We start from the raw sequence: 14,446 nt of genomic DNA, 5'->3' as shown, positions 1-14,446 counted from the left end.
TTTTATTGTTTGTATTATTGCTTAGCGTTTACTGAACGTAATCAGGCGGAACGCCGTTGTCACCCGGCTGAGCGGGATAGTAATCCGGCGGCACCGGGCTTTGTGGCGCAGAGTCCTGACGGTCGCTGTAGCTGGCGTCCACCGGCACTTTGTTGCCTTTGGCGTACATGCACTGGGTATAAACCGTATCGTACTGATCCTGCAAATCGCCGCTGCTGGCACCGGCGCTGTTATTGCCCATCGCGCTGCCGATTAACAGCCCGCTGCCTGCGCCAATCAGCGCGCCCGCACCCGCCTGATGTGACGCTGCGCCTAGCAACGCACCGGCGGCAGCACCGACCGCCGTGCCTGCTGCCGCGGTATTCAACGCAGTATTATTGGCCGTTTGCGCACCGCCGTTCACGCTGGCGTAGGCCGCATTCCGGCAGGACATTTCATCCCTCTGAAACTGCTGATAATCCTTTCCCGTACCCGGTAAAACCATCACGTCCGGGCGGGTCGGGGGAGATACGCAACCGGAAAGCGCTGCGGCCAGGGCAATAACCGCCAGCGGAGTAAACCTGTTCATGAAATTATCGCCTGTTAACGTGGAGCGGAGTCACTGACTACAACCTTCATCCAGCCGCGCGCACAGCGCTGAACTTGCGGGTAATATCCCGCCGGATTCTGGCAGTAGTAAGCATAATTTGGGGTTTTCTCGACGTAAGCTTGCGGTTGCGCAGGCGCAACATAGACAACCGGCGGTGGCCCGTAATACACCGGCGGCGGCGGACCCCAGGGAATCCCAACAATAACGCGCGGGCCGCCATACCAGCCGTGGCCGTAATATCCATGACTGTAATAACCGTGAGCATAATACCCATAGGCAAACGACGCAGAGCTGGCTGACATCAGCGCGACAGCGGTAAGCATCAACAACAATAGCCTTTTCATAACCACCTCGAAGCACATTGACCGGATGCACGGAGCGGCAAAAAATGACACCACTCCTGAGGCTAAAGATACGCTTCATTGGTGTAAAAGATTGGCGCGAGAACAGGGGGAATGTGACAAGAGTTTGGGTGTAATTGTGTATAAAGAATTCAGGGAGATACGTTTGTTGACGAAGCGACCACCGTGCTGCTTAAAGGAGCACCACGGTGGGTTTTTGGCCTGTCAGAATTTAATTTGCACCTTTGAACTTCGGGTTTTATCTGCAGCGGCAATAAGCGCTTCTTCGATGGATTCCGGTGTATATTCACCGCTCAAAAGTGGCAAAGGATTAATCCGGCCATCTTCCAGCCAGGCGACAGCCGTGGAAAACTCGTTGATGAACCTGAATGATCCCGCCCATTTGATCTCTTTCACCAGCATTGGCATGACCGGATATTCGACACTCGCGACGCCCATTCCCACCTGAACCACTGTGCCGGAAGGGCGGGTGAGCGCAACAGTAGACTGGATTGCTGCCGGGCTGCCTGAAGCTTCGAAAACGACATCAAAGTAACCGCTGCCAGCCAGATACGTTTCTGCGCTTCCCGCTTCAGCAGGATTAAAAGTGGCATTCGCCCCCATTTCTGTCGCCAGTTCGAGGCAACGTGGGCTGACGTCGGAGGCTACGATTTCTGAAGCACCGGCGCTGCGGGCTGCGGCCATAATAAGACAGCCAATAGGGCCTGCGCCAATCACCAGCACTTTTTTCCCGACCAGCGTACCCGCCACGTTAATGGCGTGGATTGCCACGGCTGTCGGTTCCGCAAATGCCATAATCTGCGGGGAGACTTTTCGGTAAGGAATGCACTGGCTTGGGGATGCGACTACGTATTCTGAAAACCCACCGTGGACGTGTGGGTTAAACTGCGCACTGCCCATGAAACGCATGGTTTTACACAGGTTTTGTTTGCCTTCAAGACAATGCACGCAGTGATTACAGGGCTGAGACGGATTCACTGCCACGCGCTGACCGGCCCGCAGCCCCGAGTCTGTCGGGGCTTTTTCAATGACACCGACAAATTCGTGTCCGATCACCATAGGGTGTTTAAGTACAGACATCCCGGCGCGTCCGTGCTGGTAATAATGAATGTCAGAACCGCAAATGCCACCGCAGTCGACTTTAACCAGAACGTCGCTGTCACCGTATTCCAGCTCGTGCTGACTGACGTGCACGTCTTTTTCGCGATAAGCGAAACAGGCCTTACAGATCATTTTGTGTGTAGTATTCATTTCAGAGCCTCGGTTAAATCCTTAGGTTGCGGGGTAGGATTTTCAGATTTTGGCGGGACGATCACTTCGATCTTTCCGACCAGGAATGTATAAGCCAGCAAGCCAGCCAAAGCGACGGCAGCGATGTACCACATGGCATACTGGAAGTTGTTGGTGCGTTGCAGGATTACGCCGATCACGATCGGGCTGATAATCCCGGAGAGATTGCCGCAGATGTTCAGACAGCCACCCATTGTGCCAATGAAGTTACGCGGGATCACATCGCTCCAGACTACCCAACCCAGATTGGAAAAAGCGTTCGCAAAGAAGGCAATAGAAAGGATTGCAATGGCAATTGTCGGCTGATCCTCGAAAAAGTTGACCAGGCAAATGACCATGGTCAGAAACAGACCCGACATCACCGGCAGTTTGCGGGCAAAGGTCCGGGATTTCCCTTTTTTGAGAAGCATATCGCTCAGCGTGCCACCGCACAGTACGCCCGCCATGGCCATCAGATAAGGGAATGAAGCGCCAATACCGGCTTTAGTAATCGACAGATGTAGCCCTTTTTCCAGATAAACAATGAACCACGTCAGGAAAAAATAGAGCGTTGACGAGCAGGCAAACTGAGCGATGAATAGCCCCCAGATGGTGCGCTGTCTGAGGAAATACCTGATATCTTCCCAGCGGACTTTTTCGCTGACGTTTGCCTGGTTTTGGGAGCCATAACCGCCGCCTTCCCGTATGTAATCCAATTCCTGCGTGTTGGTGCCGGTACTGTGTTGCGGGTCCCGGTATTTGAACAACCAGTAAATCCCAAACAGAATGCCCGCGCCGCCGGACAGGTAAAACGACATTTCCCAGCCGTACACTGCCACGATGTAAGAGAGTGCCGGTGTTAACAACGCCAGCCCGATGTACTGTGCGCTGGAATAAATCGCCGTGGCACGCGCCCGTTCATGGTCCGGAAACCAGGTGGCAATAATCTTGGTATTTGACGGAAAGGAAGGGGCTTCGGCGATCCCAATCAGCGCGCGACATCCCAGTAGCATCAGGAAAGAGGCCGTGGCGGTGGTGAATAAGTGGTGTGAAGAGAATCCCATCAGGAACGTGAAAATACTCCAAAGAATAATGGCGCTACCGTACAAAATACGTGAGCCAATACGATCCAGAATGTAACCGACCGGGATCTGACTGGCGGCGTAGAACCAGGTAAACATCGAGAAAAGCAGCCCAAGCTGAGTGGCGCTGAGGTCAAATTCAGACTGTATTTTGCTTCCTGCGACAGACAAGTTGGCCCTGTCCATGTAGTTAATAGCCGTCACAATGAATAACAGCGAGAGAATAAAGAATCGCGACTTTGTGGGTTTCATTTGAGTGTCCTGGTCAGATTTTTGTTCTTAGTTTTAGTCAAACAAGGCAGGGGAACGCCCGCAGCATAGCGTTGAAGCCACGGGCAAAGGGTTGAATAAGATGTTTACAGCACGGCTAGCCAGCCGCCATCAACGTAGATGATCTGGCCATTAATGTAGTCAGAAGCTGAAGATGACAGGAAAACAGCGGTGCCAATCAGTTCCTGTGGTTTGCCCCAGCGCCTGGACGGATTGCTGGCTTTAACCCAGCTGTCGAATTCTTTGTTATCGATAAGCGCAGTATTCATGTCGGTGAGAATGTAACCGGGGCCGATGGCATTGGACTGAATGTTGAATTCTGCCCATTCGGCGGCCATCGAACAGGTGAGCATTTTGATACCACCTTTTGCCGCAGTATAGGGCGCGACGGTAGGGCGTGCTGCCTGGCTGGTCAGAGAGCCAATATTAATAATTTTTCCGCCGTTACCGCGTGCGATCATTCGTTTCGCGGCGGACCGTGAGACAATAAACGCGCTGGTCAGATTGGTATCAATTACGCGCTGCCACTGTTCCAGCTCCAGTTCGACCATTGGCTTGCGGTACTGGATCCCCGCGTTGTTGATCAGAATATCTACCCGCAGGCCTTGCGCTTCGAGTGCGGTAAAGGCCCTTTCCACGGCCTCTTCACTTGTGACGTCAAAGGCGAATCCATGCGCCTGATAGCCCTGATTGCGCAGCGTCTGGACCGAATCTTGCAATAATTCTTCTCGGATATCATTGAGGATCACACCGGCTCCTGCCGCTGCCAGCCCCTGTGCGTATGCAAAACCTAGCCCTCGTGCAGAGCCCGTGACTAATGCCGTTTTCCCGGTTAAATCAAATAATGCAGCAGACATGGTAAATCCTCATGGTGGGTTTTTAGGAAAGTATCATCAGAGTTAAACCTGTATGACATCATTCGTGTTTTAAAGTGATACATGAATATTTTTAAATCAATGACGATCAATTTTTTTTGCCACATACGTCACAAGTTTTTTCATGAATTTAATGGTAATCAAAATAAATGCCTATAAAACAATGAATTGGAATATAGCATAACACTATTTTGATCTGCTCCACAAAATTGTACGGATGAGTTTGGAGAAAAGTCTATCAATGTTATAACGAAAACTACTTGTAGGACGACATACGAATTGGTAAAGATAAATACCAGCAAAACCCTTGCAGTTCGATATAGGGTGAATTTAACGGGTCTGTAACAGACAAAATTAAGGAGTGAGTGTGAGCAATCTTAAAATCACCGCAGTGAAAACGATTCTGACGGCGCCAGGCGGTATTGATCTCGCGGTGGTGAAGGTAGAAACCAACCAGCCGGGCTTGTACGGTTTAGGCTGCGCGACATTTACGCAACGGATCCATGCCGTGAAAACCGCCATCGACGAATACATGGAACCCTTTTTAATCGGTAAAGACCCGACACGCATTGAAGACATCTGGCAGTCAGCGTGTGTGAGCGGCTACTGGCGCAGCGGGCCGATTATGAATAATGCGTTGTCTGGCGTGGACATGGCGCTGTGGGATATCAAAGGGAAACTGGCGGGAATGCCGGTTTACGAGTTACTTGGAGGAAAATGCAGGGATGGTATTCCGTTGTACGTCCATACCGATGGTGGGGACGAATTTGAAGTCGAAGATAATATTCGCGCCAAAATGGAAGAAGGCTACCAGTACGTGCGCTGCCAGATGGGGATGTACGGCGGAGCAGGGACCGATGATATGAAGCTCATCGCCACCCGTCTGGCGCGCGCGAAAAACATTCAACCAAAACGATCACCGCGCAATACCACACCGGGGATTTATTTTGATCCAGAATCCTACGTCAAAAGCGTGCCGCGTCTGTTTGATCATCTGCGAAATAAACTGGGATTCGGGATTGAGTTTATCCATGATGTTCATGAACGTGTGCAGCCAATAGCCTCTGTTCAGTTGGCGAAAACACTCGAGCAATATCAGCTGTTTTATCTTGAAGACCCGGTGGCACCGGAAAACATTGAATGGCTGAAAATGCTACGTCAACAGTCTTCTACACCAATTTCGATGGGCGAATTGTTTACCAATATCAATGACTGGAAGCCGCTGATCGCCCACAACCTGATTGACTATATCCGTTGTCATGTCAGTACTATCGGTGGGATTACACCCGCTAAGAAACTGGCTACGTTCAGCGAACTGCATGGTGTCCGGACTGCGTGGCACGGGCCGGGAGATATTTCCCCGGTGGGTGTGTGTGCCAATCTGCATCTGGATATGAGTGTGACCAATTTTGGTATTCAGGAATATACGCCTGTGAACGATGCCCTTCGTGAGGTGTTCCCGGGATGTGCTGAAATCGAGCAAGGCTATGCCTATCTGAGTGATCGGCCTGGGCTCGGCATTGATATCGATGAGAAGAAAGCGGCGCAGTATCCTTGCGTCGGCGGTATTCCCTCGTGGACGATGGCCCGCACACCGGATGGGACGGCGTCACGGCCTTAATATCGGTTTGCACTTTGAAGAAACTTCAGCGTCAGAATCAGTTTCTGGCGCTGAGCTTTTAAGCTATCTGGCCGAGGTATCTGGCAGGGATTGTTTTAGTTTTTCAATGGCTGTCACGTTATCTGACATTGCATCATTGAGCACTGCGACAGCGGTAGAAGAATCACGGTTTTTTATTGCCATGAAAACTTTGATATGGGCTTCGACACTTTCCAGCGTTATACCCAGTGCGCGGTTTAGCTCTTCCAGATAATAGTAATAAATGTCTTTGATTGAGTTCATCACGTTGTAGAAAACTTTGTTCTGCGAGGCTTTGGCTATCGCCAGATGAAAATCAAAGTCTGCCTGCGAGTATTTTTTATAATCGTCTTTATTGACCAGCATACGGTTCAGTGCTTGCTCAAGTGCCTGAATATCTTCATCCGTCGCGTTGATCACGGCCAGCTCCATGCATTTAAATTCCACCGTCTGACGGAATATCATCATGTCATGAAACTCTTCACGACTGAGGTGCATGATGGGTTGCTGCTCATTAAGCAGAGTTTGCGGGTTGAGATTCTTACTGACGAAGCTGCCTTTGCCTTGCTGCGTGACTACAATACCCAGATCCCGTAACCGCTGCACCGCACTGCGGATACTGACGCGACTGACGTTAAACGAGGCGGTCAGCTCTGCTTCTGATGGGAGTTTACTGCCCGGCGGCCAGCTACCATCGAGCAGTTTTTCTTTGATTTGATCGTAAACCGCATTCACTACATTGTGTTTTTGGATCGATTGAATACTCATCTTGTCCGTCGCCATATGTTGTCCTACAACAAGCAGAGATATAACACGTCATGACATGAGTGTGAAGGCGTCACGCCTGTTTTTCTGGTTTTATGGTGCACAGCGCAATAAAAAGTGAAATTTGTGACTGAGGATTCAATTCGCCTATTTGTTTATTGATCAGCGCAGAGGGGTGTTGCATGTTACAGCATGAATGACGTCCTACAAGTTAACGTAGGACAAGTCATGTATCAGTCGAAAGTTTCTAAAATACAGCTGAAACCAACACTGGCCGAAGCATACATCACCATTTGGGAAATGATTATGAGTCTCCATTTACCACAGAAACTGGCACCGTTACGCTGGCGAAAACTTATCCCGCTGGCTTTTATTACTTACAGTCTGGCGTATCTCGACAGAGCGAATTATGGATTCGGTGCGGCATCAGGCCTGGCGCAAGATCTAAATATCACTCCAGGGATCTCTTCACTGTTAGGGGCTTTATTCTTCCTCGGCTACTTCTTTTTTCAGGTACCGGGGGGCATTTACGCTGAAAAGCGAAGCGCCAAGAAACTGATTTTCTGGAGCCTGATTTTATGGGGGATTTTAGCTACCGCGACGGGTATGGTGCATAGCGTGCTGGCACTGGCGGTTATCCGTTTCCTCTTAGGAGTTGCTGAAAGTGTCGTGATGCCCGCCATGCTGGTGTTTCTCAGCCATTGGTTCACCAAACAGGAACGTTCTAAAGCCAACACATTCCTGTTTCTGGGTAACCCGATTACGGTATTGTGGATGTCGGTCCTCTCGGGCTATCTGGTTGACGCACTGGGCTGGCGGGGAATGTTCATCGTCGAAGGTGTTCCTGCGATTATCTGGGCTGCAATCTGGTGGATTGTTTTTGTGGATCGCCCGGCCAATGCTAAATGGTTGAGCGAGCAGGAAAAGGCTGATTTAGACGCCGCTTTGGCTGCTGAACAGGCCGAGATGAAACCGGTCAAAAATTATGGCGAAGCGTTACGCTCGCGCAAAGTGCTGTCACTGTCTTTTATCCACTTCTTCTGGAATATCGGCATGTACGGCTTCATCATGTGGTTGCCGTCAATCTTGAAAACTGCCTCCGGCATGGGAATAGTGGCAACCGGTTGGCTATCAGCTGCACCCTATCTGTTGGCCGTGCCGCTGATGCTGGGGGCGTCCTGGTTCTCTGATAAATACCAGCAGCGTAAGCTCATTGTGTTGTTGTTCCTTGGGCTGGGTGCGGTTTGCTTTTGTGCATCGTTTACCGTGGGAGCTAATCATTTTTGGGTTTCGTATGTACTGCTGGTCATTGCAGGCGGAGCGATGTACACACCGTATGGCCCGTTCTTTGCGGCGATCCCAGAACTTCTGCCCCGCAACGTGATGGCCGGCGCTATGGCGTTTATCGTCAGCTTCGGTGCACTTGGCTCGTTTGTGGGCTCATGGATTGTTGGATATCTGAATGGTGTCTTTGGTGGTCCGCAGGCGTCTTACGTGTTTATGGGAAGTTCACTGGTTATTGCGGTAGCCCTTACTGCCATCACACGTTTCACCAACAAACCGGCGTTGGACTTTGCATCAAAAATTGCGGTTGCCGTTAAATGAATTTGTTGAGTATGCATACCGCCGGATCCTTTCGGCGGTATTTCCGGTGCTACAGTGCGTTTTTTTGCGCAGTAAAGCGCCGGAAAGCGGCCAGCGTTTCGTCGCTGACGTGATGTTCCACACCTTCCGCATCAAGGCGCGCCGTTTCTGCGCTGATGCCCAACGCGATGAAAAAGGCTTCTACGACGTTATGACGTTCGCGGTTTTCTGCTGCCAGTTTCTCACCTTCCGGCGTGAGGAAGGTGCCGCGATACGGCAACTGATGAACCAGCCCGGCGTTAGCCAAGCGTTTTAGCGTTTTCGCCACCGTCGGCTGCGAAACGCCCAGCCGTGCGGCCAGATCGACTTGTCGTGCTTCACCAAATTCATGAATTAAGTCTGAAATCAGCTCAACGTAATCGTCCATTAATTCCCGGCGATGCGCCTCGCGCACCTGTAAAAAACCCTGAGCGTGTTCTTCCACATCCAGCAATGGATTTATTTTTTTATCTTTCACTACGCCTGCCTCTTTCTTGCTCAACGGTTTTCCACCGCAGCCGCGCTCACCGCAGCAATCCGTGCATTGTAAACCAAGTGCACACATCTACCAATTTCTGAAAACTTTGCATTGGCTATGGAGTATAGCCTGTGCTATACCTGAATAATAAACCGCCGATTGTTGTGGTGTTTCACAGGAGAACGTTGATGGGAAATGGACAAAGCTTCTTAAAATTATTCAGTTATTCACCGTTTCGTTTGCGTCTGATGTTGATCGGTATGGTTGTCGCGCTGATCACCGGAAATGCGACGGCGGCTGAGAAAGACAAAAAAAAGTTCAAAGTGGTGACGACCTTCACGGTGATCCAGGACATCGCGCAGAACGTCGCCGGTGATGCGGCGACCGTAGAGTCGATCACCAAACCGGGTGCGGAGATCCACGATTATCAGCCGACGCCGCGCGATATCGTCAAAACGCAGTCTGCGGATCTGATTCTGTGGAACGGCTTTAACCTCGAACGCTGGTTCGGGCGTTTCTTTGCCAATATCAAAGATGTGCCGTCAGCGACGGTCACAGACGGCATTACGCCAATGCCAATTCAGGAAGGGCCGTATCTCGGTAACCCGAATCCGCACGCCTGGATGTCCGCGAAAAACGCGCTGGTGTACGTCGAGAATATCCGCGCCGCGCTGGTTAAATATGATCCTAAAAACGCCGCAACCTACGACCGTAATGCCAAAGATTATTCGCAAAAAATCATGCAGCTTGATGCGCCGCTGCGCGAACGTCTGGCGAAAATCCCGGCCGGTCAGCGCTGGCTGGTGACCAGCGAGGGCGCATTCAGTTATCTGGCGAAAGATTACGATCTGAAAGAAGCTTATCTGTGGCCGATCAACGCCGAAGAGCAGGGAACGCCGCAGCAGGTGAAAAAACTGATTGATCTGGTGCGTCAGCAAAATATCCCGGTAGTGTTTAGCGAAAGTACGATTTCGGATAAACCGGCGAAGCAGGTCAGTAAGGAAACCGGTGCGAAATACGGCGGCGTGTTGTATGTCGATTCGCTGTCAGCAGCAGACGGCCCGGTGCCCACGTATATTGATCTGCTGAAAGTGACCGTCGGCACGATTGCGCAAGGGTTCGGGCAATGAATGACTCGCGGCTTCACCTCAGGGTTGATGATGTCACCGTGACCTACAACAACGGCCACACCGCCATTGAAGACGCGAGTTTTACGTTGCATGGCGGCTCGATTTGCGCGCTGCTAGGCGTTAACGGCAGCGGTAAATCCACGTTATTCAAAACCATTATGGGCATAATCCGGCCGACGCACGGCAGCGTGACGCTGGATGGCCTGAACGTCGCTAAAGCGCTCAAGCAGAATCTGATCGCTTACGTGCCGCAGTCCGAAGAAGTGGACTGGAATTTTCCGGTACTGGTGCGTGACGTGGTGATGATGGGGCGTTACGGCAAAATGTCGTTTCTGCGTATTCCCTCGCAGGAAGATAAAAATCAGGTTGCGTCGGCTCTGGCGCGTGTCGGGCTGACAGATCTTGCGCATCGTCAGATTGGTGAGCTGTCCGGCGGTCAGAAAAAACGTGTTTTTCTCGCGCGCGCGCTGGCTCAGCAGGGGCGCGTACTGCTGCTTGATGAGCCTTTTACCGGCGTGGATATCAAAACGGAAAATGCCATTATCGAACTTCTGCGCCAGTTGCGTGAGGAAGGGCATCTGATTCTGGTGTCCACGCACAATATTGCCAGCGTGCCGGATTTCTGCGATCGCGTGGTACTCATTAACCGGACGGTGATGGCCGCCGGTGAGCTGGAAGCCACATTTACGCATCAGAATCTGGAAAACACCTTTGGCGGCGCACTGCGCAATATCGGCTATTTAGTGCAAAAAGAGAGTGTGCAGAAAGATAGCGTGCATAAAGAGAGACTGCCGGAGTCAGCGGTAAGGCGGGTAGTATGACCGAACTGTTGTTTGAGCCGTTTCAGTATAATTACATGGTCAAAGCCATCTGGGTCAGCGCGGGCGTGGGCGCGGTGTGCGCGTTTTTGTCGGCGTATCTGATGCTCAAAGGCTGGTCGCTGATGGGGGATGCCTTATCACATTCGGTCGTTCCAGGTGTGGCCGGCGCGTATGCGCTTGGTTTCCCGTATGCCGTCGGTGCTTTCGGCACCGGCATTCTGGCCGCGCTTTCCATGACGCTATTGCGCCATTTCACAAAACTGCGCGAAGACGCGATTATTGGCTTCGTGTTCTCCACATTCTTCGCACTCGGCCTGCTGCTGGTGTCGCTTAACCCGACGTCGGTCAACGTCCAGTCGATCCTGTTCGGCAATATTTTAGGTATCGACGACGCAGATATTTTGCAGGTGCAGATCATTGTCGGCGTTTCGCTGGTGGTGCTGTGCGTTATCTGGCGGGATCTGCTGGCGGTCTTCTTTGATGAAGCGCACGCCGTGTCGGTCGGGCTTTCTCCGCTGAAGCTGAAAATCATTTTCTTCACCATTTTCAGCGCGTGCAGCGTGGCCGCATTGCAAACCGTGGGCGCGATTCTGGTGATCGCGATGGTAATTACGCCCGGCGCAACGGCGTATCTGCTCTCTGATCGTTTTTCTCACTTGCTGATTATTTCGGTGATTATTGGCGCGGTCACCAGTGCGGTGGGCGCGTGGCTGAGTTACTACCTGGATGGCGCGACAGGCGGCGTTATTGTCTGCCTGCAAACCGTCGTCTTCCTGCTGGCGTTTCTGTTTGCGCCGAAACACGGCTGGCTGGTTAATCACTTCCGGATCCGCAGGAGTCGCGCATGATGAGCTGGCTGGATGTTTTGCTTGAGCCGATGGGCTTCGAATTTATGCAGCGCGCGCTGCTGACGGCGGCGGCGACCAGTATCGTCTGCGCGATTTTTTCCTGTTTTCTGGTGCTGAAAGGCTGGTCGCTGATGGGCGACGCTATTTCTCACGCCGTTTTACCGGGCGTTGTGTTGGCCTATCTGGCGGGGATCCCGCTGGCCATCGGGGCGTTCGGTTCCGGGCTTTTCTGCGCCGTCGCCACCGGTTTTATTAAAGAACATTGCCGTGTAAAAGAAGATTCGGTGATGGGCATTGTATTTTCCGGGATGTTTGCCGCCGGTCTGGTGCTTTTCTCGCGGGTGAACACCGAGCAGCATCTCAGCCATATTTTGTTTGGCAACGTGCTCGGCGTAACGGACAGCGAAATGCTGCAAACGCTGATTATCGCGGCAGTGGTGACGGTGGCTATCCTGTTCAGATTTAAGGATTTGGTGCTGTTTTGCTTTGATCCTGTTCAGGCCAAAGTCATCGGGTTACCGGTGCGTTTTTACCACTACGCGTTGCTGTGCATGCTGGCAATGACCATTGTTGCGGCGCTTCAGGCGGTCGGCGTGGTGCTGGTGGTGGCGATGCTGATCACGCCGGGCATTACCGCGTTTCTGCTGTGTAAAACCTTGCCGAAAATGGTGATGATTGCAGTGACGGTGTCACTTTCTGCGGCAGTGTCAGGGACGTTTATCAGCTTTTACATTGATGCCGCGACGGGGCCGACAATTGTGCTGATTCAGGCGCTGTTTTTCCTGCTGGCGCTGACGACTAATTTACTGCGAAAAGCCATAAAACCGCGGCAGTCCGCACCGATTGCGTAGTGCTGGCCGGGCTGATTTGCCATGCTGTTTTCTGACTTTTTTGCTGAGAGATTCTGATGACCCCACAATTTGCACCCGTCGAACTGGAAAAAGCCTATCGCCTGATCAACCACGGAACCACCGCGCTGGTATCCGCCCATCACGCGGGCGTGGACAACGTGATGTCAGCGTCCTGGGTGTGCGGGCTGGATTTTAAACCAGCAAAACTGACGGTGGTGATCGATAAAATCGCCCGTACCCGCGAGCTGATTGAGCAAAGTGGTTATTTCGTGATTCAGGTGCCAACGGTGGCGCAATTGCAGATGACATACGATCTGGGTAACAGAACGCTGCGTAACGATCCGGATAAATTGCAGCACTGTGGCGCAGAGCTGTTTCGTATGGAAGGGCACGGCGACCTGCCGTTTGTCGCCGGTTGCTCCGCTTGGCTGGCGTGTAAGCTGATCCCTGAGCCGCACAACCAGCAGGCGCATGATCTGTTTATCGGTGAAATTGTCGGTGCCTGGGCGGATACACGCGTATTCAGCAACGGTCACTGGCATTTCGAAGACGCCGATCCATCCTTGCGCAGCTTGCACTACATCGCAGGCGGCCAGTTCTATGCCACCGGCGAAGCGCTGAACGCCAATACCGATCTGGACTGATCAGGCCGCGATAAACGTAAAAATCCCCTGTCACGTAAATTCGTGCAGGGGATTTTTTGCTTATGCGCTCAGTTCACGCAACAGCAGGAAAGCTTGTTTAGTGTGTTCTTCGCTGGCGATAAATCCCCGCAGCTGATTTTGCGCGTCCCTGCCTTTCGCCATCATGCCCTGACCGTTGAGCGTGATGTCCCAGTTCAGGTCGGTCCGTGTGGTTTCACCGGCAAAGAACAGTGGTAAATCCGGCGTTTTGACCTTCACCAGCATGGCAGGAAGACTCAGCGTTTCCGCGCCACCCAGCAGGTTTTTCGCCAGCGTCATTGCGCCAATCAGCGCCGGTTGCAGGAACGGCAGAATTTGCCCTTCGATTTCCGCGCAGTCACCGAGCGCGTAAATGGCCGGATCCGACGTTTGCAGCTGGCCGTTGACCACAATGCCGCGCTGCGTGTGCAAACCGGCGTCTGCGGCAAGGGAGGTTTCCGCTGTCAGACCGATGGCGGCGATCACGGCGTCAGCACGGATTATCAGGCCATTTTTCAGCGAAACGCTCAGACCATCCGTCGTTTTAGCCACCGATTCCAGTTCGTTATTTAACGCCAGCTGAATGCCCATCTGGCTGAATTTATGCTGTAGCCGGCTGCTGATTTCCGCAGGCATCACCGAGCCCAGCAGGCTGTGGGAACGATCAACTACCGTGACCTGTTTTCCGGCGCGGTGTAAATCCATCGCCAGTTCGCTGCCAATCAGGCCGCCGCCCAGTACCATAATCTGTTTCGCCGACTGCAAAGCGTCCTGATTCTGCCGGTACTCATTCTGGCTGTTAAACGTGAAAATCCATTCACTGCCCGGCAACACAGGCAATATCGCCTGCGCACCGATCGCCAGCACCAGTTTCTGATAATCGAAAAACCGGTCGCCGCACACCACGCGTTTATTCCTGCGATCGATAGCCGTAACCCGCGTGTGTGAAACCAGCGTGAGGTTATTTTCCGCGGCAAACTGCGCCGCACTCTGGCGTGTCAGATCATCCGCGCCTTGTTTCTGCGTGAAGACATGGCTCAGATCCGGTTTGTTGTAATCGTCTGCGCTGTCAGCCGCGATCAGCGTGACCGGCACCTGTTTATCGGCGCGGCGGATGTTTTTTATTAGCTGGCGCGCGGCAAATCCTGCGCCAATAATCACAATGTTGTGTTCCATCTGGCC

The 14,446-nt window shown here is 52.3% G+C and carries 15 protein-coding genes; 7 read left to right on the top strand and 8 right to left on the bottom strand.

Annotated features, from left to right (window positions below; all coding sequences use genetic code 11):
- Positions 1 to 28 precede the first annotated feature (28 nt).
- The 5 genes from ACLBVC_RS05005 to ACLBVC_RS04985 all read right to left on the bottom strand — a co-directional run bounded on the left by ACLBVC_RS05005 (position 29) and on the right by ACLBVC_RS04985 (position 4,429).
- Complete coding sequence (locus ACLBVC_RS05005; RefSeq protein WP_410148539.1) at positions 29 to 568, bottom strand: glycine zipper family protein; 540 nt, start codon at positions 566 to 568, stop codon at positions 29 to 31.
- Positions 569 to 582: 14 nt separating this feature from the next.
- Positions 583 to 933 (bottom strand): hypothetical protein, encoded by a 351-nt coding sequence (locus ACLBVC_RS05000; RefSeq protein WP_410148538.1) that lies wholly within the window; start codon positions 931 to 933, stop codon positions 583 to 585.
- 222 nt (positions 934 to 1,155) lie between these two features.
- The gene (gene idnD, locus ACLBVC_RS04995; protein ID WP_410148536.1) at positions 1,156 to 2,202 is read right to left on the bottom strand and encodes an L-idonate 5-dehydrogenase; all 1,047 of its coding nucleotides are present in this window, start codon (positions 2,200 to 2,202) and stop codon (positions 1,156 to 1,158) included.
- Positions 2,199 to 3,554, bottom strand: a complete 1,356-nt coding sequence (locus ACLBVC_RS04990) for an MFS transporter (RefSeq protein WP_410148534.1) — start codon at positions 3,552 to 3,554, stop codon at positions 2,199 to 2,201. The genes idnD and ACLBVC_RS04990 overlap by 4 nt, the downstream gene beginning before the upstream one ends.
- A gap of 104 nt (positions 3,555 to 3,658) precedes the next feature.
- On the bottom strand, positions 3,659 to 4,429 hold the full coding sequence (locus tag ACLBVC_RS04985) for an SDR family oxidoreductase (protein WP_410148533.1): 771 nt from the start codon (positions 4,427 to 4,429) through the stop codon (positions 3,659 to 3,661).
- Between the two features lie 385 nt (positions 4,430 to 4,814).
- Between ACLBVC_RS04985 and ACLBVC_RS04980 the strand changes: the two genes are divergently transcribed.
- Positions 4,815 to 6,068, top strand: coding sequence for an enolase C-terminal domain-like protein (locus ACLBVC_RS04980; protein WP_410148531.1), 1,254 nt, complete (start codon positions 4,815 to 4,817; stop codon positions 6,066 to 6,068).
- 63 nt (positions 6,069 to 6,131) lie between these two features.
- Here the strand turns inward: ACLBVC_RS04980 and ACLBVC_RS04975 are convergent, their stop codons facing one another.
- Positions 6,132 to 6,854 (bottom strand): FadR/GntR family transcriptional regulator, encoded by a 723-nt coding sequence (locus ACLBVC_RS04975; RefSeq protein WP_410148529.1) that lies wholly within the window; start codon positions 6,852 to 6,854, stop codon positions 6,132 to 6,134.
- 303 nt (positions 6,855 to 7,157) lie between these two features.
- Here ACLBVC_RS04975 and ACLBVC_RS04970 point away from each other — a divergent pair, with 303 nt between their 5' ends.
- Complete coding sequence (locus tag ACLBVC_RS04970; RefSeq protein ID WP_410148527.1) at positions 7,158 to 8,456, top strand: MFS transporter; 1,299 nt, start codon at positions 7,158 to 7,160, stop codon at positions 8,454 to 8,456.
- Positions 8,457 to 8,505: 49 nt separating this feature from the next.
- Here the strand turns inward: ACLBVC_RS04970 and mntR are convergent, their stop codons facing one another.
- Positions 8,506 to 8,952: a manganese-binding transcriptional regulator MntR gene (mntR, locus tag ACLBVC_RS04965; RefSeq protein WP_410148824.1), complete on the bottom strand. Its 447-nt coding sequence runs from the start codon at positions 8,950 to 8,952 to the stop codon at positions 8,506 to 8,508.
- A gap of 188 nt (positions 8,953 to 9,140) precedes the next feature.
- On the opposite strand from mntR, the gene ACLBVC_RS04960 reads away from it, so the two are divergent.
- From ACLBVC_RS04960 to ACLBVC_RS04940, 5 genes are read left to right on the top strand one after another with little or no spacing between them, the layout of a single operon-like run.
- Complete coding sequence (locus ACLBVC_RS04960) at positions 9,141 to 10,082, top strand: metal ABC transporter substrate-binding protein (protein WP_410148525.1); 942 nt, start codon at positions 9,141 to 9,143, stop codon at positions 10,080 to 10,082.
- A complete protein-coding gene (locus tag ACLBVC_RS04955; protein WP_410148523.1) occupies positions 10,079 to 10,903 on the top strand; it encodes a metal ABC transporter ATP-binding protein in 825 nt (274 codons plus the stop codon). Before ACLBVC_RS04960 ends, ACLBVC_RS04955 begins: the two co-directional genes overlap by 4 nt.
- The gene (locus tag ACLBVC_RS04950) at positions 10,900 to 11,751 is read left to right on the top strand and encodes a metal ABC transporter permease (protein WP_410148521.1); all 852 of its coding nucleotides are present in this window, start codon (positions 10,900 to 10,902) and stop codon (positions 11,749 to 11,751) included. The genes ACLBVC_RS04955 and ACLBVC_RS04950 overlap by 4 nt, the downstream gene beginning before the upstream one ends.
- Positions 11,748 to 12,602, top strand: a complete 855-nt coding sequence (locus ACLBVC_RS04945; RefSeq protein ID WP_410148519.1) for a metal ABC transporter permease — start codon at positions 11,748 to 11,750, stop codon at positions 12,600 to 12,602. The genes ACLBVC_RS04950 and ACLBVC_RS04945 overlap by 4 nt, the downstream gene beginning before the upstream one ends.
- A 56-nt stretch (positions 12,603 to 12,658) precedes the next feature.
- Positions 12,659 to 13,246, top strand: a complete 588-nt coding sequence (locus tag ACLBVC_RS04940) for a flavin reductase family protein (RefSeq protein ID WP_195824088.1) — start codon at positions 12,659 to 12,661, stop codon at positions 13,244 to 13,246.
- A gap of 60 nt (positions 13,247 to 13,306) precedes the next feature.
- Here the strand turns inward: ACLBVC_RS04940 and norW are convergent, their stop codons facing one another.
- Positions 13,307 to 14,440 (bottom strand): NADH:flavorubredoxin reductase NorW, encoded by a 1,134-nt coding sequence (norW, locus tag ACLBVC_RS04935; protein ID WP_410148517.1) that lies wholly within the window; start codon positions 14,438 to 14,440, stop codon positions 13,307 to 13,309.
- Between the last annotated feature and the right edge of the window lie 6 nt (positions 14,441 to 14,446).

Source organism: Rahnella selenatireducens (assembly GCF_046449555.1).
In the GTDB taxonomy this organism is placed as follows: Bacteria; Pseudomonadota; Gammaproteobacteria; order Enterobacterales; family Enterobacteriaceae; genus Rahnella; species Rahnella selenatireducens.
This window is presented reverse-complemented; position numbering and strand designations above follow the sequence as displayed.